Raw genomic sequence first — 17,947 nt, 5'->3', positions numbered from 1 at the left:
CGGATGTTTTCTGAGGCACTGACACGGGCGATTTTCCGGGCGCGCAGCATCCGGTCGCAAGAGGTATTGGCATGAGCGGCGTACAGATGATCACGGTCGAGCCGGGCGACGGCGACCAGCGGTTGGACCGCTGGTTGCGGCGCCTGTTCCCGCATGTCAGCCAGGGCCGGATCGAAAAGATGTGCCGCAAGGGTGAACTGCGCGTGGACGGCGGCCGGGTCAAGGGCTCGACCCGCTTGCAGGCGGGGCAGGTGGTGCGCGTGCCGCCCCTGCCGGACCCGGATCACAAACCGGCCCCGGCCCGCCCCCGCGTGACGGATGCCGATGCGAAAATGATCCAGTCCTGCGTGATCTATCGCGACGACGACGTGCTGGCACTGAACAAGCCCCATGGCCTGCCCGTTCAGGGCGGCAGCGGCCAGGCCCGGCATGTGGACGGCCTCGCCGAGGCGCTGCGTTTTGGCTATGACGAGAACCCGCGGCTGGTGCACCGGCTCGACAAGGACACCTCGGGCGTTCTGCTGATGGCGCGTACGCGCGAAGCGGCCAAGGGGCTGACCGCGGCCTTCCGGCATCGCAACACGCGCAAGATCTATTGGGCGCTGGTGGCTGGTGTGCCGACCCCGTATCTGGGCGAGATCAAGACCGGGCTGGTCAAGGCCCCCGGCCATGGCAAGCAGGGCGAGGGCGAAAAGATGATCGCCGTCCACCTGAACGAGATCGACAGCACGCCGGGTGCCAAACGGGCCCATACGCTTTATGCCACGCTGTATCGGGTGGCGGGGCGCGCATCTTGGGTCGCGATGGAGCCTGTCACCGGCCGCACGCACCAGTTGCGCGCGCATATGGCGGCCATCGGGCACCCGATCGTCGGCGATGGTAAATATGGCGGCTCGGGTCAGGAAAACCTGGGCGACGGCTGGGGCGCACAATTGGGCGGCGTCATCAGCAAGAAGCTGCATCTGCACGCCCGAACCGCGTCGTTCAAGCATCCGATGACCGGCAAGCAGGTCACGATTAATGCCCCGCTGCCGCCGCACATGAAGGACAGCTGGGACACCTTGGGATGGACCGAGGATCTGGCCGCCCAGGACCCGTTCGAGGAGTTGCAATGACCGCGCCTCTGCGCCTGGTTCTGTTCGATGTCGACGGCACGCTGGTGGACAGCCAGGCCAGTATCGTGTCGGCCATGACCGCCAGTTTCCAAGCTCTGTCCCTTCCGGTGCCAGATCGCGCGGCGATCCTGTCGATCGTGGGGCTGTCCTTGCCGATTGCAATCGCACGCCTCGCGCCGGATCAGTCGCAGGCAACTCAACACCGGTTGGTCGAGGGTTACAAAGAGGCGTATCACGCTCATCGGCTTGAGATGGGGGCGGCAAGTTCTCCGCTCTATCCCGGCGCGCGCGAGGTTATCGGATCGTTGCAGGCCGTGCCCGAGATCCTTCTTGGCGTGGCGACGGGTAAATCGCAGCGGGGGTTGGATGCCTTGCTCGAGGCGCACGGGTTGGACTCTGTCTTCGTCACCCGTCAGGTGGCGGACCATCATCCTTCCAAGCCGCATCCCTCGATGATCGAAACGGCGCTTTTTGAAACAGGGGTGTCGGCCGGTGATGCGGTGATGATCGGCGACACCAGCTTTGACATGGAAATGGCGCGGGCCGCCGGGGTTGCGGGGATCGGCGTGGGCTGGGGCTATCATGAACGGTCGCAGCTGGGTGCGGCGACCGCGGTGATCGACCGGTTCGAGCAGCTGCCCGGCGTCCTGACCGCAGTCTGGGGATAACGATATGAGTGAGTGGAAACCGAAACGCTTTTGGACAGCCAGTGCCGTGGTCGCGACCGATAGCGGTTTTACCGTCGAGTTGGATGGCCGCCGGGTGCGGACACCGGCCAAGGCTGCTCTGGTCCTGCCCACCCGGGCCATGGCCGAGGCGGTGGCCCGCGAGTGGGACGCGCAGGAAAAGGAAATCGATCCGGCGGCGATGCCCTTCACCCGCTCGGCCAACGCGGCAATCGACAAGGTGCAGCATCAGCACGCGGAAGTGGCCGACATGTTGTCGGACTATGGCGATTCGGACCTGCTGTGCTATCGCGCAACCCACCCCGAAGCCCTGATCGAACGTCAGCGCCGCGAATGGGATCCCGCGCTGGACTGGGCCGCGGAAACGCTGGGCGCCAGACTGATCCCGGTCGAAGGCGTACGGCATCAGCCTCAGGCCCCCGAGGCACTGGACCGGCTGCGTCGGCAGGTTCACGACCTGGACGCGTTCCGTCTGGCAGCGTTTCACGACCTTGTGAGTCTGTCGGGTTCGTTGATTCTGGGTTTTGCTGCTGCCCAAAACTGGCGCAACCCGGACGAGATATGGCGCATTTCTCGGCTGGATGAATCGTGGCAGGCCGAGCAATGGGGCGATGACGACGAGGCGGTCCAAGCCGCCGAACTGAAGAAGATCGCCTTTTTGCACGCGAAAACCTTCTACGATCTATCGGTTTGAGCCTTTCTGGTCCTGATTTGAGAGGCTTGGGCAGTTGCCTTGCCGGGAACATATCGTTTTCACTGATCCGACCCTTGACGTTTGTTTATGAATGCGCCCAAACTCGGGCGCACTAAAGGGGAGACACCTTTGGGGTAACCTATCCGGCTACCTTTGTGTGTCGGACAAGATCCGTCCCGGGATGGGGCGGGAAATCAGGAAGAGGTAAAAATGAAAAAATCCGTAATCTTGGGCGCGGCGACGATTGCCGGTCTTGCTGCCGGCGCGGCCGCGGCAGGAACCATGGACGACGTCAAAGCGCGCGGCAAGCTGAACTGCGGTGTAACCACCGGTCTGGTTGGCTTTGCTGCACCTGACGCGAATGGCGAATGGCAGGGCTTTGACGTTGCTGTATGCCGCGCAGTAGCCGCCGCCGTTCTGGGTGACGCGAACGCTGTTGAATTCGTTCCCACCACCGGCAAGACCCGCTTCACCGCTCTGGCTTCGGGCGAAGTTGACATGCTGGCCCGTAACACCACCTGGACCTTCAGCCGCGACGTCGACCTGAAGTTCGAATTCGTGGGTGTGAACTACTACGACGGTCAGGGCTTCATGGTTCCCAAGGCACTGGGCGTCAGCTCGGCCAAGGAACTGGACGGCGCCACTGTCTGCATCCAGACCGGCACCACCACCGAGCTGAACCTGGCGGACTTCTTCCGCTCGAACAACATCAGCTACGAGCCGGTTCCGATCGAAACCAACGCCGAAGCGCAGCAGCAGTACCTGGCAGGTGCCTGTGACGTTTACACCACCGACGCTTCGGGCCTGGCCGCAACCCGCGCCACGTTCGAAAACCCCGGTGATCACGTTCTGCTGCCCGAAATCATCTCGAAAGAGCCGCTGGGCCCGCTGGTCCGTCACGGCGACAACGAGTGGGGCGACATCGTTCGCTGGACCCTGAACGCTCTGATCTCGGCCGAAGAGCTGGGCATCACCTCGGCGAACATCGACGAGATGGCTGCAGGTACCGAGAACCCGGAAATCAACCGTCTGCTGGGTAGCGAAGGCACCCTGGGCGAGATGCTGGGTCTGGACGCACAGTGGGCTATGCGCGCAATCAAGGCGGGTGGCAACTACGGCGAAGTGTTTGCCAAGAACATCGGTGAGGAAACCCCGATCGGTCTGGCACGCGGTCTGAACGCACAGTGGACCGATGGTGGTCTGCTGTACTCGCCGCCGTTCCGCTAAAATCCACGGAAAAGGGCGCAGGGTAACCTGCGCCCTTTTTCGCAGAACAGAATGCTACGGGCTGCTCGGGAGCGGGGAAAACCCTGCCGGGAAGGAAGCGTCCGAAAAGCACGGGGATCCCAAAATATGTCGACTATGACTGACCCACCGAAGGCTGACTTTCGGTTGTCGATGCTCATAAACGATACACGCTATCGCTCTCTTACATTTCAGGTGATCGCGGCAATCGTTATTGCGCTCAGCATCTGGTATCTTGGTAACAACCTGATCCAGAACCTTAGGGCCGCAGGGCTCAACATTTCCTATTCTTTCCTGGGCGATCCGTCCGGGTATGACATCAACCAGCGTTTGATCGAATATGACAGCCAGTCCTCGCATGGGCGTGCGGCTGTCGTCGGCATTCTCAACACGCTTTTGGTTGCATTCCTGGCTTGTATCACTGCGACGGTGTTTGGCGTGATCGCAGGTGTTTTACGCCTGTCAAACAACTGGCTCGTATCCAAGCTGATGGCGGTCTACGTGGAAATCTTCCGGAATATTCCGGTTCTGATCTGGATCATCATCATCTTCACGATCATGACAGCCGTTCTGCCGGGACCGAGGGAGTTCCGGGGCGATAACCCAACATCCAGCATGCTGTTTGATCTGTTCGCCTTTACCAACCGCGGCGTCTATGTCCCGCGCCCTGTGTTTGCGAATGGGCTGTTCGGTTCGACCTTTCTGAATTGGCTGCTGGTCATCGCGGTTTTGGTCGCTTCCTGGTTTGCGTCTCGTGAAATTGAGAAACGCGCCACGCTCAAACAGGAACAGACGGGCGAGCGTCCAAAGACTGGCCTTGTGAAGCTTGCAGTTTGGCTTGTGCCTTTTGCGCTGCTGATGATTTTGATGGGCCTGACCTGGGATGTCCCCGCGCTGAAAGGTTTCAACTTCAGCGGTGGTATCAAGGTCGGCGGTCCGCTGATCGCATTGTGGTTCGCTTTGTCGATTTATACCGGCGCCTTCATCGCAGAAAACGTACGTGCGGGTATTCAGGCGATTTCAAAAGGTCAGACCGAGGCTGCGGCCGCGCTGGGCCTGCGTCCCGGTCGGATCATGAATCTTGTGATCCTGCCTCAGGCGCTGCGGGTCATCATCCCGCCGTTGATCTCGCAATATCTGAACATCACCAAGAACTCGTCTCTGGCGATTGCAGTCGGCTATGCGGATATCACCGCAACGCTGGGTGGCATCACGCTGAACCAAACCGGTCGCGCGATCGAGTGCGTCTTGCTGCTGATGCTGTTCTATCTGACAGCCTCGCTGCTGATTTCGATGGCGATGAACATCTACAACGCATCCGTCAAGTTGAAGGAGCGCTGAGCCATGGCTGATCAAACAACAAATCCGATCGCCTTTGTGGCCGACGGCACCATTCCTCCGTCGCCTCCGCCGGCAAACCAGACGGGTATCGTCAAATGGCTGCGCGAGAACCTGTTCTCGGGCGTCACAAACACGATCCTCACCCTTCTGTCGATTCTGCTGATCTATGTGCTTCTCAAGAACACCTTGCCGTGGATTCTGAACGGCGTTTGGAATGCGGACTCGCTGGCGCAATGCCGCGAGATTCTGGACGGCAAAACTGGGGCCTGTTTCGCAGTACTGACCGAACGCTGGCATCAACTGATCTACGGGTTCAAATATCCAGTAGAAGCGTATTGGCGCCCGAACTTGGCGTTTGTGCTGATGCTGGTCGCTGTGGCACCTGTTCTGTTCTTCGACCTGCCTCGTAAGTTGCTGCTGTTTACGGCGCTCTACCCGTTTATCGCTTTCTGGCTGATTTGGGGTGGAACCATCATGGTGCCCATCGTGGCCCTGCTGGGCTGTGTCGCGGCAGGCGTGGTGTTCCAGAAATTTGGCCGCAACAGCTTTGCAGCCGGGTTCTTTGGGGCCATTGTCGTGGCGCTGGTCGTGTGGAATGTCGGCGGGGCACTCATTCCCGAAGACGCCAACGAAGGTGCGCTGCTGACTGCGGTGCCCAGCCGTGACCTGGGTGGTTTTATGCTGAACCTGATGCTGGGCGTGACCTGTGTGTCACTGTCCTTGCCCTTGGGTATTGCACTGGCTCTGGGTCGTCAGTCCGATATGCCGCTGATCAAGTGGGTTTGCGTCATCTTCATCGAATTCATCCGTGGCGTGCCTTTGATCACGCTGCTGTTCGTGGCTTCGGTGATGCTGGCTTATTTCTTCCCGCCTGACAGCACGGTCGACCTGTTCCTGCGCGTCGTGATCATGATCACCATGTTCTCTGCCGCCTACATCGCCGAGGTGATCCGCGGCGGTCTGGCGGCGCTTCCGCGCGGTCAGTATGAGGCAGCAGACAGTCTGGGTCTGGACTACCCGCAGGCGATGCGTCTGATCATCCTGCCGCAGGCCTTGAAGATCTCAATCCCTGGTATCGTGAACGTGGCCGTTGGTCTGTTCAAAGATACAACGCTGGTTTCGGTCATCTCGATGTTCGATCTGGTGGGCATGATCCGGGGTCCCATCCTGGCGTCGACCGAATGGAACGGCGTCTATTGGGAGCTTCTGGGCTTTGCCGCGCTTCTGTTCTTCGTCGTCTGCTACGGCATCTCTCAATATTCCCAGTGGCTCGAGCGTCGCCTTGCCACGGACCATCACTAAGGAGTTCAACACATGTCTGAACTTGCAATCGACCGCGAAATTGACCGCTCTAAAATGCAGGTGAGCGACGAGGTCGCCATCGAAATCACCAACATGAACAAGTGGTACGGGTCCTTCCACGTGCTGCGCGACATCAATCTGACCGTCAATCAGGGCGAGCGGATCGTGATCGCGGGGCCGTCGGGGTCGGGCAAATCCACTCTGATCCGCTGCCTGAACGCGCTGGAAGAACACCAGCAGGGCAAGATCGTGGTGGACGGAACCGAGTTGTCGAACGATCTGAAAAACATCGACAAGATCCGGTCCGAGGTTGGCATGGTGTTCCAGCACTTCAACCTGTTCCCGCATCTGACCATTCTGGAGAACTGCACGCTGGCCCCGATCTGGGTGCGTAAAACGCCCAAGAAAGAGGCCGAAGAGCGCGCGATGCATTTCCTTGAGAAGGTGAAGATCCCGGATCAGGCGTTGAAATATCCGGGACAGCTGTCCGGTGGTCAGCAACAGCGTGTGGCGATTGCCCGCTCGCTGTGCATGATGCCGCGGATCATGTTGTTCGACGAGCCGACATCGGCGTTGGACCCCGAGATGATCAAAGAGGTGCTCGACACGATGATCGAGCTGGCCGAGGAAGGCATGACCATGCTCTGCGTGACGCACGAGATGGGCTTTGCCCGCCAGGTGGCAAACCGGGTGATCTTCATGGATGCCGGTCAGATCGTTGAACAGAACGAGCCGGAAGAGTTCTTCAACAACCCGCAGAGCGAACGCACCAAGCTGTTCCTCAGCCAGATTCTGGGTCACTGACGCGGGTTGAGTACTACGTTGGAAAGGGCGGGGTGATCCCGCCCTTTTTTCATTCCAGCAACGCGCGCGGCGTGACGAATTCGCTCACCCGGCCGCCGTGCCAACCTATTCCGGACCAGTCCGCCATATCAAAACGAAGAACCGTGGTCGCACAGGTCGGATAGTCGAGGAACCGCGGGTGCTCTGGTGCAGACCGAGCAATACGTTCCGCGAATTCCGCGATCCCCGGATTGTGGCCCAGCAGCAGGACCGTTTGACCCGTCGCCCTGGACAGCGCCTGCCGGATCTGATCGGGCGAGGCATGATAGAGTTCGGAGAGGAACCGGATGTTGCACGCACTCAGCCCCATCCGAAGCCAGGTCTCACGCGTGCGTTCGGATGAAGAACTCAGGACCTCGTCTGGCAAGTACCCCTTGCGCCGCAGCCAATCGCCGATGGCGGAGGCGGAGGCTCGGCCGCGCTTGTTCAACGGTCGGTCATGATCGGGCAGGCCGGGATGGTCCCAACTGGATTTTGCGTGGCGGGTCAGGATAAGCGTGCAGGTCATTCCGGGTGAAAGGCTTTCATGTGATGGGCGGATTGCTCGGCCCGACGTCCGGCCCCCGCGCTGAGCGGACAGGCCAGCCGGGCCGCGCATCCCTGTGTCTTGCAGGCCTGACCAGGCGGAGTTCTCAAGTAGCCGTGGCAGGCGTCGACGTCGTAGAACGTCTTAGCGTTCAAGGCCCCAACCGGGCAGGCCGATGCGCAGGGCGCAGGGCAATTGATACATGGCGACGGGTCATCTGCGACGGGAATGTCGAACTCGTGATCAAAATGCAGGGCCCCACGGAATGAAATCATCATTCCCACCGTGTCGTGCACCAGCGCGCCCACCGGGCTTTGAAACGTACGTCCCGATTTCAACGCCCAATCTATGAATGGCGCATACGGGGGGCCGCCGAATGGATACCACGCCTGGGCGCGCAGGTTTTCTGCAAGAGTGCCGACCACTCGGAGCGACCAACGGTCGACCGGATCCGGCTTGCCGTCCAACCACTCGGCCGAAGCGGTGAGGACCGGCCAAAAGCTGCTGCCTGCCCCGAGCAGAATAAGCGTGCCACCATTTAATTGTTTGGCGCCACTTACGTGCGGGTGTTGCGCGCCCATAACGATCAGGCCCGCGGTCTCGGATGTGGCCACCACTTTATCATAGGTCACTTGCGCCGAAACGGCAGAGCGAGGCTCCACCCCAGCTTCGTCGGTCGATCGTCCTGCCATTCCAGCCCCACCGTCATGTCGTCGTGGCCGGCCTCGGGCTGTGCCACATACGTCCCCATCAAACGATCCCAGATGGATAATGCAAAGCCATAATTGCTGTCATGTTCCCTGCGCAGCACCGAATGGTGGACCCGGTGCATGTCCGGTGTGACCAGTATTCGGCGCATGGTGGCATCCACGGCGGAGGGCAGGCGGATGTTCGAATGGTTGAACAAAGCGGTGCCGTTCAGCAGGACTTCGAACAGGATGACCGCCAGCGCGCTGGGCCCCAGCAGGTAGACGAGACCGATCTTCAGACCCATCGACAAGGCGATTTCGACCGGATGAAAGCGAACGGCCGTGGTGACATCCATATCCCGGTCGGCGTGGTGCACACGATGAAGACGCCACAGGATCGGCACCTTGTGGGTGATCAGATGTTGCGCCCAGATGGCGAAATCCAGCACCAGGACACAAAGGGTGACCTCGACCCATTTGGGCCAGTCCAGAGTGTTGAAAACTCCGACGCCCAACCGGCCGGCATCCAAAGCCGCCCCGACCGCCAGCAAAGGGAACCCGATCGCCATCGCCCGCAGTGTCAGTGTGTTCAAAAGGGTGACCGACAGGTTGGTCAGCCAGCGGCGCGATCGAGGCACGCGTAGCGGGCGGCGCGGGGCAAGCCTTTCGGCCAACGCGAAGGTCAGAAGCAGCGTCAGAAAGATGCCCAAGCGGATGATGAGTTCACACTCCATGCATTCAAATTTAAGCATGTGAATGTGAACTGCAAGGGCGGGCTTGCTCGCTTCAGTCGGGGCGGATCAGAGACCCCGCACCATGTTCGGTGAACAATTCCAGCAGTACGGCATTGGGGGCACGGCCGTCCAGAATGACCACGGCGCGCACGCCGCTGTGCAGCGCGTCCAGCGCGGTTTCGGTCTTTGGGATCATGCCGCCTGCGATGGTGCCCTCGCGGGTCATTTCGCGGATCTGGCCGGCCTTCAGTTCGGTCACGACCTCTCCGGCGGCGTTCTTGACGCCCGATACGTCGGTCAGCAGCAGCAGGCGGTCGGCCTTCAGCGCCGAGGCAATCGCTCCGGCAGCGGTATCACCGTTCACGTTGAACGTCTCGCCATTGCGGCCCGCCCCCAGCGGAGCGATCACCGGGATTACGTCGTGCGAGAACAGGTCGTGCAGGATCTTGGGGTTCATTTCGGCGGGCGTGCCGACATAGCCCAGCGACCCGTCGGTCTGGTCACAGGTCATCAGGTTGGCATCCTTGCCCGACAGGCCAACGGCCGTTCCGCCCTGAGCATTGATGGCCTGCACGATGCGCTTGTTCACCACGCCGGACAAAACCATCTCGACCACTTCGACCGTGGCGGCATCGGTGACGCGCTTGCCGTTCACGAACTCGGACTGGATGTCCAGCTTGTCCAGCATCGCGTTGATCATCGGCCCGCCGCCATGCACGACCACCGGGTTCACGCCGACCTGACGCATCAGCACCACGTCGCGGGCAAAGCTCTCCATCGCTTCGTCGCTGCCCATGGCGTGCCCGCCCAGCTTGATCACGACGATTGCCCCGTCATAACGCTGCAGATAGGGCAGGGCGCTGTTGAGCGTGGCGGCGGTGGCTATCCAATCCCGGTTCATGTCCTGTTTCTTCATGACTGTCGTCCCTCTGGCCTTCCCTGTTAGGGCCTTTGGCCGGAACTGCCAAGCCCGGAACGGGTAGGCCGCAGGTTTTGTTGCGTGGCGCGCCAAAAGGGGGACGCTGTCGCGCCACGCAGACGGGCGGACCCCAGGGGCACCGCCCGAACCGGTCAACTGAATGCGCGCCGAACCGCGGGGATGTTGCTGACCACCAGCAGGTCGACGGCCAGCACCGCAAGCAGCGTCAGCCCGACCAGCGGAAAGGCCATGGCCGTGAACAGCCCGACCAGCACCGCGCCCTTCCACAGGGGCATCTCAGACGGCATCGGCGGCGCCGCCAGACGGCTGGCGCCGGAGGGCCGCCGCTTGATCCACATGACCACGCCGGACACACAGACAAAGATCACCGACAGGCAGAACACCACGTTCAGGACAAAGTTCCATAGACCCGCCAGACCCATATGCAGAGGAATGCCCACCGCCATTGCCTTGCCCATCAGCGAGTAGTCCTGAAACCGCACGTCGGCCAGAATCTTTCCGGTGTACTGGTCGATATGGACGGTGCGGTCCTCGGTGGCGTCGGTCGAATCGCCGCTCATGCTGTCGCGGTTCAGGGTCCACACGCCCGTGTCACCGTTGGGATAGGCGACGCGGAACCGGTTCTGCATGCCCAGGGACTCACCCAGCGCAACCATCGCATCGATATTGACCGCAACGCCCGCCGGTATCCCGGCCACGCCCGCTTCCGAACCCGACGCCGGCATCGGTGTCTGTTCCAGCGCCCAGGGCACGTCGTTCTGGCTGCCGTGGTTCATGCTGGCATGCAGGTCGTCCGACAGTGGGACGTCGTCCCATTTCTCGGCCGGAAAGCTGCTCCAGGCCTGCACGAACTTGCCGCCCCAGATCCCGGTCCAGGACATGCCCGAGATCAGGAACCCGACCAGCAACAGCGACATCCAGAACCCGGTGACCGCGTGCAGGGATTTCCACAGGGCCCGGCCCCGCGCCCGCAGGTCGGGCACCAGGGCCGCCACCACGTTGCCGCGCGGCCACCACATGTAAAGGCCGGTGAACACCAGCAGCAGCGCCATCCCGGCCGCGATTTCCAGAATCCGGTCGCCAGTATCGCCCATCAGCAGGGTGGAGTGGATGTTGTCGGCCAGATCGTACCACCCCGCGCGGCGGTCCCAGACCTGGATCACCTCGCCGGAATACTGGTCGATCGCCACCATGCGCTGGCCGGTTTCGGCCTTGACGCGGAACACGGTTGCCAGATCCGGCGCCTTGGGGCCGATCCATTCGACCACGCGGCCCGGAACGCGGGCCTGCACCAGATCGGCCAGTTCGGATGCGGGCATCGCCTGGCCCGTGATCTCGACCGCGATCTTTTCTCCGTCGCGGCCATCGGTTTGGGTAATGAACATCATCATCAGGCCGGTCACCGCCAGGATGATCGGGAAGGGGACAACAAAAAGCCCCGCATAGAAGCGCCACCGCCAAGCGGCCCTATAGAATTTTTGCGCGTGCTCGCGCCGGGCCGTCTGCGCGACCCCGGTTTGGCTGTCTTGTGCCATTTCAGTCTCCAGAAATTCGGAACGTCCCCGGCCGGGCGGCCGAGGTTTCAGGTCTTGTTCGCGGTTTCAGGAGAGGTGGGGTGGACCTCGGGCATCGTACCGGGCGAAAAAGCCCGCGCTGCGATGGGTGAAATCCACATGCGCCCAACGCGCGGCAATCGGCCAGTCGGCGGGCAGCACTGCGCCGACTTCGGGCAATTGGCCTGCCAGAACAATCCCGCCATAGGGGCAGGCGCTGCGTTCGTCGGTTTCGTTGTGGTCCGGGGCGTCCTCGCCCGGATCGATCCAGCGCTCGACCGGGCCGTCGCCGGTGCAGATCACCATCAGGATCGCCCCGTCCGAGCTGCGCGTGGGCATCCAGCCCATCGGGATTGTACCGGCTACCATCACGGCAACCAGCGTCAGCACCGAAATGACGCGCATCCGCAGCATCATTCCAAATTGGCGATGATCGAACGCAGCGTCGGGATGCCATCGCCCTTCTCGGACGAGGTCAGCACGATCTCGGGATAGGCGGCGGGGTGCTTGGACAGGGCGCCCCGCACCTGTTCCAGAACCTTTTCGCGGTCCTTGGCCTTGACCTTGTCGGCCTTGGTCATCACGCATTGAAAGGTCACGGCGCTGGTGTCCAGCAGCTTCATGATCTCGTCATCCACGGGTTTCACGCCGTGGCGGGAGTCGATCAGCACGAAGGCCCGGCGTAGGGTCTGCCGCCCGCTCAGATACTGTTTCAGCAGGCGTTGCCATTTCTCGACCACCTTGACCGGCGCGTTGGCATAGCCATAGCCGGGCAGGTCAACCAGATACAGGTCGGGGCCCTGGGTGAAAAAGTTGATCTCTTGCGTGCGGCCCGGCGTGTTCGAGGCGCGAGCCAACCCCTTGGTGCCGGTCAGAGCGTTGATCAGGCTGGACTTGCCCACGTTCGAGCGGCCGGCGAAACAGACCTCAAGCCGGTCGGGGGCGGGCAGGCCGTTCATTGCCACCACGCCCTTGACGAACTCGGACGGTCCGGCAAACAGCTTGCGGCCGGCCTCTTTTGCGTGGTCGTCGGGATCGGCCGCCAGGGGAAATGGCAGAGCTTTCATAGAACCTGCACCTTGTCTCCGGGGCGGATCGTGCCTTGGCGAATGACTTCGGCGTATACTCCGAAATCCTGATGGTCCCAGCTGCGCAGAGCGCCCAGCGTATCCGCGTCCCGCACTCCGGTGTCGGGGTTCGCAGTCGTTGCCATGCAGCGCGTAATCCGTTCGCGCACGTGAAATACGGCCTCGCCGATCTGCACATCCTTATCCAGCCAATCGAATTCTTCCCAAAGAGGAAGGCCATCGAACCAGATGTTGCCACGCCAGCGGCAGATCGACAGTTCGCGGCCCAGACGCTGCTCGACCGCCCGGTGCGAGGCCATGTTGCACAGGCTGACCGAAGGATAGTCACTGTCGGTCATACCACGGCCAGGAACCCGGACGACCCGCGCCGATGCGGCGCGGTCGGCGGGCATCAGCGGGCGGACCCACTCCAGAAACAGGTCTTGTTCTGTGTCCGGGTGGAAGGTCAGATCGGGCCGATCCGGGTGGCTGAGGGTCACGCGATCCCCGTCCAGAACGGCCGATATCGCCATCAGCTGGGGCACCTTAGAGCCGCGGCTGAAATTGGCGCAGGGCGCCCACTCGGATCCGTCGGCCTTGGACATCTCATGCGCCACCGCCCAAACGCGATCCCCGGGCATGGTCTGCCCGGGGATAACGGTGACTTCCTGCAGGGATTCCCTGCCATGGCTCTTGATCGGATGGCGCCAGATCTGCGTGACTTGTCCGGTCATTTCTTGTCCGTCTTGGGGGTTTTCTTGAACCCCGACTTGATGTTGCCAAACACATCCGGCGTATAGCCCTGGCTGCGCATGATCAGGTATTGCTGGGTGAACGTGATGGTGTTGTTCGCGATCCAGTAAACGACCAGGCCGCTGGCAAAGCTGCCCAGCATGAACATGAATACCCATGGCATCCAGGCAAAGATCATGGCCTGGGTCGCGTCGGTGGGCGCCGGGTTCAGCTTTTGCTGCAGCCACATCGAGATCCCCAGCAGCAGCGGCAGGATGCCGATGAAAATCGTCGCCATCAGCGTGCCCGGCTCAGGTCCGGCCCACGGCAGCCAGCCGAAGAAGTTGATGATCGAGGTTGGATCCGGCGCACTCAGGTCCCGGAAAGGACCGAACCAGGGGGCTTGCCGAAGTTCGATGGTGACGAAGATCACCTTGTAGAGAGAAAAGAAGATCGGGATCTGCATCAGGATCGGCAGACAGCCGGCGGCCGGGTTGACCTTTTCCTTTTTGTACAGCTCCATCATGCCCTGCTGCATCTTCTGGCGGTCGTCGCCAGCAGCTTCTTTCAGGGCTTCCATTTGTGGCTGCAGTTCCTTCATCTTCGCCATCGAGACGTAGGATTTGAACGCCAGAGGGAACAGGATTGCCTTGATGATCAGGGTCAGCCCGATGATCGACCAACCCATGTTGCCGATCAGGGCGTTGATGTTGTGCAGCAGCCAGAAGATCGGCTTGGTCAGAAAGAAGAACCAACCCCAGTCAATGCTGTCGATAAACTTCTGAACGCCCTGGGCCTGATATTCGCGGATGGTCTCCCATTCCTTGGCCCCGGCAAACAGCCGGGTGGTAACCTCGGCGGATTCGCCGGGGGCAACCGTCATCGTCGGCAACACCGTTTCCGCCTGGTAGATCTTCCGACGCGCGTCATATTTCGCGGCCGCCTTGAAAGCCGACCCCGGATCGGGGATCAGCGTGGTCATCCAATAATGATCGGTAAAGCCGATCCAGCCGTTTTCCTTGACCTGATAGACCTCGGCCTGCGCCCGTTCGTTGGGGTCGATGTCGAAATCGCGGACATCGCCATAGTCGACCTCGGACAGGGTCCCGTCGGCCATGCCGATCACACCTTCATGCAGGATGAAGAAGTTCTTCAACCCCGGCAGATCGCCATCCTCGCCGATGCCGTGGCGGGCCAGAATGCCGTATGGGGCCATTCCGACCTCGGCTCCGGTGCCGTTTTCGACGGATTGGGTCACGGTGAACATGTAATCCGCATCCACACCGATCGTGCGGCGGAATGTCAGGCCCGCGCCATTTTCCCATTTCAGGGTTACGGGGCTGTCTACCGACAGAGTCTCGCCCTGTTCCAGCGTCCAGATGGTATTCGGGCCCGGCACGTCCGAGCCAGCCAAACCGGCACCGGGCGCCCACCCGTAGAGGGCGTAGTAGGCCGAATTGGACCCAACGGGCGACAGCAGTTCGACGATCGGAGCGCCTTCGTCGATCGAGACCTTGTAGTCTTTCAGATACAGTTCGTCGATCCGTCCACCCGAAAGCGACAGGCTGCCCGACAGACGCGGCGTGTCGATTTGGATCCGCGGCGCGGTGGCTTCCGGCAGGGTTTCCTCTGCGGTGGCGGTTGCCTCGCCGACAGTCGTGCTTCCGGCGCTGGGCGTCTGAATCTCTTCCCCCTCCGAGGCGCTGATTTCAGCCTGCTCAGGCGTTGTGGTCGGTTCCGGTGGGGGGAACAGCACAAACCAGACCAGGATCACAAGGAAACTAAGCGCGGTTGCAAGGATGAGATTCTTGTTCTGATCGTCCATCTGGGACAGCCACCTTGAGCAGTGAAAGACACCGCAGGGTTCAACAGAGTGCAGCCCAAAAGGTCAAGCGGAATCGCCCCGGAAATCTTGAGTGTAGGGCAATCCAGTCCCCGAAATCAGGATTTCCGGCCCATTTCGCGGCCAATCCGCGGTGCGCCTTCCAGTTTCGCGCGGCGGTCCTTGATCCAGTCGAGCGTATGCTCGACCGGCATCGGCTTGCCGATCCCAAACCCCTGGACATGGTGACACCCCAATTGCGCCATCAGCGCGTGCTCGCCGGGGGTTTCCACCCCCTCGGCCAGGGTTTCAAGGTTCAACCTCTCGGCCATCATCAGAATGGCGCTGACCATTTTCTGCTGGGACGGATCCCGGTCCGCGTTGGACACGAAAGACCGGTCGATCTTGATGCGGGAGACATCAAAGCGTTTGATCGACGAAAATGATGCGTGACCAGTGCCGAAATCGTCCAGATCGATGCAACAGCCGAGCTTGGACAACTGGGTCACGTTGCGGGTGATGACATCATCGGGGCGGCGCGAAAAAACGGTTTCGAGGATTTCCACGGCCAGCCGGTCCGGCGAAATGTCGAACTGGTCCAACTCCCATCGCACCCGGTCAACAAGTGAGGGGTCCCGCAATTCGTCCGACGAAAAGTTGATGCCGATCCGAGGAATGACGGCACCAGCGCAGTCCCAGTCACGCATCGCGCGAAAGGCTTTGTGGCGGATCGTCTGGCCCAGCTTGGGCATCAGCTTGGCCTGTTCGGCAAAAGGCAGAAACACCTGCGGCCCGACAACTCCCTTGGAAGGGTGTTCCCATCGAGCAAGGGCCTCAAACCCGGTGATGTCGCCGGTGTCCGTTGAAACCTGTGGTTGAAACCATGGGCGGATCTGACCGGTTTCCAGAGCAGTCTCCAACTCCTTGCGGAAATTGATATGGACGACTGATCTGCGTCGCGTGGCCTCGGAGTAGGCGCGGATCGTGGAAGGCCCGTTCCGCTGTGCTTCGGCCAGCGCGGCCCGAGCGGCCTCGATCCAGCTGTCCGGCGCTTCATCGGCAACGGCAGAGTGCAGGCAAAATCCAGCAGAGCAGGACAGATAGAGGCTGGCATTGTCCAAAGCGATCGGTTCCTCCACCGTGCTTTGTATGCGGCCCGAGGTTTGGATGCAGCTTTCCAAGTCCAGATGCCGTGAGGGCCGCAACCCGATCAGGAACGTGTTTCTCGACAGGCGTGTTGCAATATCCTCGCTTCGGATCACCGCCAGGATGCGGTCGCAGAAGCGCCCTGCCACATAGCCGGCTGCCGCGGTTCCGTGCAGCTCTTCAATATCGTCGAAATCATCCAGTGACACAACGATGCAGGCTGAATCCTCTCCGGTTGCCCGCGATGTGCTGTGCAAATACTCCATCTCGGCGTAGAAAACATCACGTGGTAACAGTCCCCTGGGCCGCATGTGCGTCGCCGAACCAAGACCCACACCCGGTTGCAGCCGTTGGGCGGCCGAAAACAACAAGGGTAGCCCCAGGGCGACAACGACCAACGCCGTGTCGCCGCCCAGCCAGAAAGCAGCCAGGCACAATGCAGGTACGAATGCCAAAACCTGCGGCATTGCCAGAACGGTCAGCAGAGCATTCTGGAGACTCTGGGGTGAGAATTTTTTCAGCATCGATTCCGGCCTTCCAATTGCGCGAACTGCGTCCAATGGGAGGCTAGGAAATCAATCTGAGCCAGACGTTAACGCAGAAGCGGAATCTCTTCCGGATTTTCGCCGTTTTTGCCGGGGTCCAGCATCAGGCCGGCAAAATCGAAAAGTTTCGAGTCCAGAAGGTGCGAAGGCCGAGCATTGGTAAGCGCACGGAACATCACCTGCCGGCGTCCGGGGCTGTTCTTTTCCCATTGGTCCAGAATCTGTTTGACCTGCTGGCGTTGCAGGCCGTCCTGACTGCCGCACAGGTCGCAGGGAATGATCGGATAGTTCATCGCCTTGGCGAATTTCTCGCAATCGGCCTCGGCCACATGGGCCAGCGGGCGGTAGACGAACAGGTCGCCTTCTTCGTTCACCAGTTTCGGGGGCATGGTCGCCAGACGGCCGCCGTGGAACAGGTTCATGAAGAAGGTTTCCAGAATGTCATCGCGGTGATGCCCCAGCACCACGGCCGAGCATCCTTCCTCGCGCGCGATCCGGTACAGGTTGCCACGGCGCAGACGCGAGCACAGGGCGCAATAGGTGCGCCCCTGCGGCACCTTGTCGACCACGATGGAATAGGTGTCCTGATACTCGATCCGGTGCGGCACGCCCACCCGTTCCAGAAACTCGGGCAGCACGGTGGCCGGAAAGCCCGGCTGCCCCTGATCCAGATTGCAAGCCAGCAGGTCCACGGGCAGCAGGCCGCGCCATTTCAACTCGTACAGAACGGCCAGCAGGGTATAGCTGTCCTTGCCGCCGGACAGGCAGACCAGCCAGCGCGGCGGCTTGCCGTCCTTTTCGTGGGCCGACGGGTCAACCATGCCGTATTGCTCGATCGCCTCGCGCGTCTGGCGCACGATGCGTTTTCGCAGTTTCTTGAACTCGGTGGTCGAGGGCGCACCGGCAAACAGCGGATGGATATCGTCGGCTTCGTCGAACATGCGCAGCCCCTACCGCAGATGCGCCG

The 17,947-nt window shown here is 61.3% G+C and carries 18 protein-coding genes; 7 read left to right on the top strand and 11 right to left on the bottom strand.

The genetic code is table 11. From position 1 onward, the window contains the following. The first annotated feature begins 71 nt into the window (after window positions 1–71). The 7 genes from ACR0DA_RS18180 to ACR0DA_RS18150 all read left to right on the top strand — a co-directional run bounded on the left by ACR0DA_RS18180 (window position 72) and on the right by ACR0DA_RS18150 (window position 7,187). Window positions 72–1,115, top strand: coding sequence for an RluA family pseudouridine synthase (locus tag ACR0DA_RS18180; RefSeq protein ID WP_480755176.1), 1,044 nt, complete (start codon window positions 72–74; stop codon window positions 1,113–1,115). Then, window positions 1,112–1,783: an HAD-IA family hydrolase gene (locus ACR0DA_RS18175; protein WP_480755174.1), complete on the top strand. Its 672-nt coding sequence runs from the start codon at window positions 1,112–1,114 to the stop codon at window positions 1,781–1,783. Before ACR0DA_RS18180 ends, ACR0DA_RS18175 begins: the two co-directional genes overlap by 4 nt. 4 nt (window positions 1,784–1,787) lie before the next feature. After that, the gene (locus ACR0DA_RS18170; RefSeq protein WP_480755173.1) at window positions 1,788–2,495 is read left to right on the top strand and encodes an ATP12 family chaperone protein; all 708 of its coding nucleotides are present in this window, start codon (window positions 1,788–1,790) and stop codon (window positions 2,493–2,495) included. Between the two features lie 210 nt (window positions 2,496–2,705). Further along, the gene (locus ACR0DA_RS18165) at window positions 2,706–3,722 is read left to right on the top strand and encodes an amino acid ABC transporter substrate-binding protein (RefSeq protein WP_170343472.1); all 1,017 of its coding nucleotides are present in this window, start codon (window positions 2,706–2,708) and stop codon (window positions 3,720–3,722) included. A 126-nt stretch (window positions 3,723–3,848) separates the two neighbouring features. Further along, on the top strand, window positions 3,849–5,081 hold the full coding sequence (locus ACR0DA_RS18160; protein ID WP_170601355.1) for an amino acid ABC transporter permease: 1,233 nt from the start codon (window positions 3,849–3,851) through the stop codon (window positions 5,079–5,081). A 3-nt stretch (window positions 5,082–5,084) separates the two neighbouring features. Next, a complete protein-coding gene (locus ACR0DA_RS18155) occupies window positions 5,085–6,383 on the top strand; it encodes an amino acid ABC transporter permease (RefSeq protein ID WP_170342939.1) in 1,299 nt (432 codons plus the stop codon). Window positions 6,384–6,395: 12 nt separating this feature from the next. Beyond that, window positions 6,396–7,187: an amino acid ABC transporter ATP-binding protein gene (locus ACR0DA_RS18150; protein ID WP_170361666.1), complete on the top strand. Its 792-nt coding sequence runs from the start codon at window positions 6,396–6,398 to the stop codon at window positions 7,185–7,187. Between the two features lie 49 nt (window positions 7,188–7,236). Here the strand turns inward: ACR0DA_RS18150 and ACR0DA_RS18145 are convergent, their stop codons facing one another. The 11 genes from ACR0DA_RS18145 to ttcA form a co-directional block, all read right to left on the bottom strand. Then, window positions 7,237–7,734 (bottom strand): SixA phosphatase family protein, encoded by a 498-nt coding sequence (locus ACR0DA_RS18145; RefSeq protein WP_480755171.1) that lies wholly within the window; start codon window positions 7,732–7,734, stop codon window positions 7,237–7,239. Continuing rightward, on the bottom strand, window positions 7,731–8,384 hold the full coding sequence (locus ACR0DA_RS18140) for a ferredoxin (RefSeq protein ID WP_480755169.1): 654 nt from the start codon (window positions 8,382–8,384) through the stop codon (window positions 7,731–7,733). Before ACR0DA_RS18140 ends, ACR0DA_RS18145 begins: the two co-directional genes overlap by 4 nt. Beyond that, window positions 8,381–9,175, bottom strand: coding sequence for a sterol desaturase family protein (locus ACR0DA_RS18135; RefSeq protein ID WP_480755196.1), 795 nt, complete (start codon window positions 9,173–9,175; stop codon window positions 8,381–8,383). The genes ACR0DA_RS18140 and ACR0DA_RS18135 overlap by 4 nt, the downstream gene beginning before the upstream one ends. 52 nt (window positions 9,176–9,227) lie before the next feature. After that, entirely contained in the window at window positions 9,228–10,091 is an 864-nt protein-coding gene (gene argB, locus ACR0DA_RS18130) for an acetylglutamate kinase (protein ID WP_480755167.1), read from the bottom strand. Between the two features lie 155 nt (window positions 10,092–10,246). Then, window positions 10,247–11,650 carry a PepSY-associated TM helix domain-containing protein gene (locus tag ACR0DA_RS18125; protein WP_480755165.1) on the bottom strand — a complete coding sequence of 468 codons (1,404 nt, stop codon included), beginning with the start codon at window positions 11,648–11,650 and terminating at the stop codon, window positions 10,247–10,249. Between the two features lie 66 nt (window positions 11,651–11,716). Then, window positions 11,717–12,073, bottom strand: a complete 357-nt coding sequence (locus tag ACR0DA_RS18120) for a DUF2946 family protein (RefSeq protein WP_254429449.1) — start codon at window positions 12,071–12,073, stop codon at window positions 11,717–11,719. Between the two features lie 8 nt (window positions 12,074–12,081). Then, a complete protein-coding gene (yihA, locus tag ACR0DA_RS18115; RefSeq protein ID WP_480755163.1) occupies window positions 12,082–12,735 on the bottom strand; it encodes a ribosome biogenesis GTP-binding protein YihA/YsxC in 654 nt (217 codons plus the stop codon). Beyond that, entirely contained in the window at window positions 12,732–13,469 is a 738-nt protein-coding gene (locus tag ACR0DA_RS18110) for an MOSC domain-containing protein (protein ID WP_170373373.1), read from the bottom strand. Before ACR0DA_RS18110 ends, yihA begins: the two co-directional genes overlap by 4 nt. Beyond that, a complete protein-coding gene (yidC, locus tag ACR0DA_RS18105; protein WP_170366397.1) occupies window positions 13,466–15,292 on the bottom strand; it encodes a membrane protein insertase YidC in 1,827 nt (608 codons plus the stop codon). The genes ACR0DA_RS18110 and yidC overlap by 4 nt, the downstream gene beginning before the upstream one ends. 116 nt (window positions 15,293–15,408) lie before the next feature. After that, window positions 15,409–16,959 (bottom strand): putative bifunctional diguanylate cyclase/phosphodiesterase, encoded by a 1,551-nt coding sequence (locus ACR0DA_RS18100; protein WP_480755162.1) that lies wholly within the window; start codon window positions 16,957–16,959, stop codon window positions 15,409–15,411. A 68-nt stretch (window positions 16,960–17,027) separates the two neighbouring features. After that, a complete protein-coding gene (gene ttcA, locus ACR0DA_RS18095) occupies window positions 17,028–17,921 on the bottom strand; it encodes a tRNA 2-thiocytidine(32) synthetase TtcA (RefSeq protein ID WP_170372831.1) in 894 nt (297 codons plus the stop codon). Between the last annotated feature and the right edge of the window lie 26 nt (window positions 17,922–17,947).

The sequence above is a fragment of the Ruegeria sp. CI8 genome, assembly GCF_056536865.1.
The sequence above is the reverse complement of the archived record's forward strand: the minus strand, read 5'-3'. Positions and strand labels throughout refer to the sequence as shown.

Excerpts from the sequence above, each read along its gene's own strand:
- ACR0DA_RS18180 (WP_480755176.1), top strand. The coding sequence starts at position 72 with ATGAGCGGCGTACAGATGATCACGGTCGAGCCGGGCGACGGCGACCAG.
- ACR0DA_RS18175 (WP_480755174.1), top strand. The coding sequence starts at position 1,112 with ATGACCGCGCCTCTGCGCCTGGTTCTGTTCGATGTCGACGGCACGCTG.
- ACR0DA_RS18170 (WP_480755173.1), top strand. The coding sequence starts at position 1,788 with ATGAGTGAGTGGAAACCGAAACGCTTTTGGACAGCCAGTGCCGTGGTC.
- ACR0DA_RS18165 (WP_170343472.1), top strand. The coding sequence starts at position 2,706 with ATGAAAAAATCCGTAATCTTGGGCGCGGCGACGATTGCCGGTCTTGCT.
- ACR0DA_RS18160 (WP_170601355.1), top strand. The coding sequence starts at position 3,849 with ATGTCGACTATGACTGACCCACCGAAGGCTGACTTTCGGTTGTCGATG.
- ACR0DA_RS18155 (WP_170342939.1), top strand. The coding sequence starts at position 5,085 with ATGGCTGATCAAACAACAAATCCGATCGCCTTTGTGGCCGACGGCACC.
- ACR0DA_RS18150 (WP_170361666.1), top strand. The coding sequence starts at position 6,396 with ATGTCTGAACTTGCAATCGACCGCGAAATTGACCGCTCTAAAATGCAG.
- ACR0DA_RS18145 (WP_480755171.1), bottom strand. The coding sequence starts at position 7,734 with ATGACCTGCACGCTTATCCTGACCCGCCACGCAAAATCCAGTTGGGAC.
- ACR0DA_RS18135 (WP_480755196.1), bottom strand. The coding sequence starts at position 9,175 with ATGGAGTGTGAACTCATCATCCGCTTGGGCATCTTTCTGACGCTGCTT.
- argB (WP_480755167.1), bottom strand. The coding sequence starts at position 10,091 with ATGAAGAAACAGGACATGAACCGGGATTGGATAGCCACCGCCGCCACG.
- ACR0DA_RS18125 (WP_480755165.1), bottom strand. The coding sequence starts at position 11,650 with ATGGCACAAGACAGCCAAACCGGGGTCGCGCAGACGGCCCGGCGCGAG.
- ACR0DA_RS18120 (WP_254429449.1), bottom strand. The coding sequence starts at position 12,073 with ATGCGCGTCATTTCGGTGCTGACGCTGGTTGCCGTGATGGTAGCCGGT.
- yihA (WP_480755163.1), bottom strand. The coding sequence starts at position 12,735 with ATGAAAGCTCTGCCATTTCCCCTGGCGGCCGATCCCGACGACCACGCA.
- ACR0DA_RS18110 (WP_170373373.1), bottom strand. The coding sequence starts at position 13,469 with ATGACCGGACAAGTCACGCAGATCTGGCGCCATCCGATCAAGAGCCAT.
- yidC (WP_170366397.1), bottom strand. The coding sequence starts at position 15,292 with ATGGACGATCAGAACAAGAATCTCATCCTTGCAACCGCGCTTAGTTTC.
- ACR0DA_RS18100 (WP_480755162.1), bottom strand. The coding sequence starts at position 16,959 with ATGCTGAAAAAATTCTCACCCCAGAGTCTCCAGAATGCTCTGCTGACC.
- ttcA (WP_170372831.1), bottom strand. The coding sequence starts at position 17,921 with ATGTTCGACGAAGCCGACGATATCCATCCGCTGTTTGCCGGTGCGCCC.